1 protein-coding gene and 1 other RNA gene are annotated in these 1,666 nt (G+C 70.6%); both read right to left on the bottom strand.

Annotation, left to right across the window (positions count from 1 at the left end):
• Window positions 1–3: 3 nt before the first annotated feature.
• Window positions 4–103: signal recognition particle sRNA small type (gene ffs / locus VGW35_26330), an RNA gene on the bottom strand.
• A 68-nt stretch (window positions 104–171) separates the two neighbouring features.
• Window positions 172–1,666 (bottom strand): protein kinase (locus VGW35_26325; protein HEV8311195.1); only part of this gene is annotated, 1,495 nt, incomplete at its 5' end.

Below are 1,666 nucleotides of genomic sequence, written 5' to 3'. Positions count from 1 at the left end.
ACGTGAACCCCGGCTGTCCTGCGGCACACCCGAGGATCGCCTGACCGTTGCTCCCTTCCGGGCCTGGCGGGGTTGGGCGTCTCGCGTTGCGCAGGGCCGGGGCCCACGTGCGGGCGACCCCGGCTCTAGCCTACCTCAATCCCCGGCGAGGGGGAACCGTTCCGGCCGGCCCTATTTCCACTCAAGCGTGAGGTCCTTGAGGAGCCGGCCGAGGTTCACGTCGAGTCGGCGGGTCGCTCCCGGATTGAACGTACCGATGATGCGCTCGGTCCGCTCCCCATCGTCCCAGCTCACCTGCACCTGGATCTCGTGGCGTCCGGGCTTCAGCTCGATCACGTCGTGGAACGTGCCCTTGCGCAGCTTGATGCCGATGACCCTCTTGGTGATCCGTCCCCCCACCTTCTCCTCCTTCATCAGCTCGCCGTCCACCCAGATCTTGAGCGTGCCGCTGCGCAGCCCGTGCTCGAAGTCGACGGCGAGCTGGGCCGGCTTCTCGCCCTGGAGAGCCGAGAGCAGGCCGGTCAGGCCGGAAGAGGGTGACGGCGACGGCGGCGGGAAGGCCTCCGCGGCCTCTGCGGCTTTCTCGACGGGCGCAGGGGTGAGCGCGGGCGACGGGCGTCGCCAGGCCACGAAAAGCGCGGGGGCGATGAGGCCCAGGAGCAGGACCGCACCGACGACGAGACCCACGGCCGTGCGGGAGACCCGGCGACCCGGCCCCCTTACGCGATCGCGCGGCGTCCCGGATCGCGCGGGACGCGTCGGAGCCGAAGACACCCTCCTGGCGTCCGCCTTCGACTCGGATCGGGGCGACCCGGGCGCCGCCGGTACGCTCAGCGCCGCCTCCGGCGGCCGGGCCCCGCCCCATGCCGCGCGATGTCGCGGGGGGCGGCCATCCAGGATGTCGGCAATGTCCTCGGCCATCGTGCCTCCGCTCGGATAGCGGTCGGGCAGCGCCTTCGCCAGCGCGCGGGCGATCAGATAGTCGACGTCCGGCGGAAGATCCGACCGGACCTGCGACGGCGGCGGCGGATCCTGGTGGAGCACCTTGCCGATGATGGCCATCATGCTCTCGGCGCCGAAGGCCAGCCGTCCTGTCAGGAGCCCGTACAGGATGGCCCCGAGGGAGAACAGGTCCGTCCGGCCGTCCACCTCGTGCCCGAGCGCCTGTTCCGGCGACATGTAGAGGGGCGTTCCGAAGGACTGCCCCGTAGCGGTGAGCTTCAACCGTGCCGTCTCGACCTTGGCGATGCCGAAGTCCATGATCTTCGGATCGCCGGAGTCGAGGACCATGATGTTGGCCGGCTTGATGTCGCGGTGGATCACGCCGGCGGAGTGGGCGTGGTGCAGCGCGTCGGCCAGGCGCGCGCCGAGGCGGAGGGCTTCCCGCCAGTCGAGGAGCGTCTCCGGGCTCGACGGCGAGAGCGCACGCCCCTGCAGCCACTCCATCGCGATGAAGAGCCTTCCCGACTCCGGGTCTCTCCCCGCGTCGTGGACGACCACGATCCCGGGGTGGGAGAGGCGCCCGGCGCTGCGGGCCTCGGTGAAGAAGCGTTGCTCGAACGTCTCCGCTTCTTCGGGGGTGACGGGGAACGCGAGGTGGATCAGCTTGAGGGCGACCGCTCGGCCGAGGGCGGGATCGAAGGCTTCGTAGACGACACCCATCATG

The organism is Candidatus Methylomirabilota bacterium (genome assembly GCA_036005065.1).
Taxonomy (GTDB): Bacteria; Methylomirabilota; Methylomirabilia; order Rokubacteriales; family DASRDR01; genus DASYQW01.
Note: the sequence above shows the minus strand (reverse complement) of the source record. Positions and strands in the feature narration are given on the sequence as shown.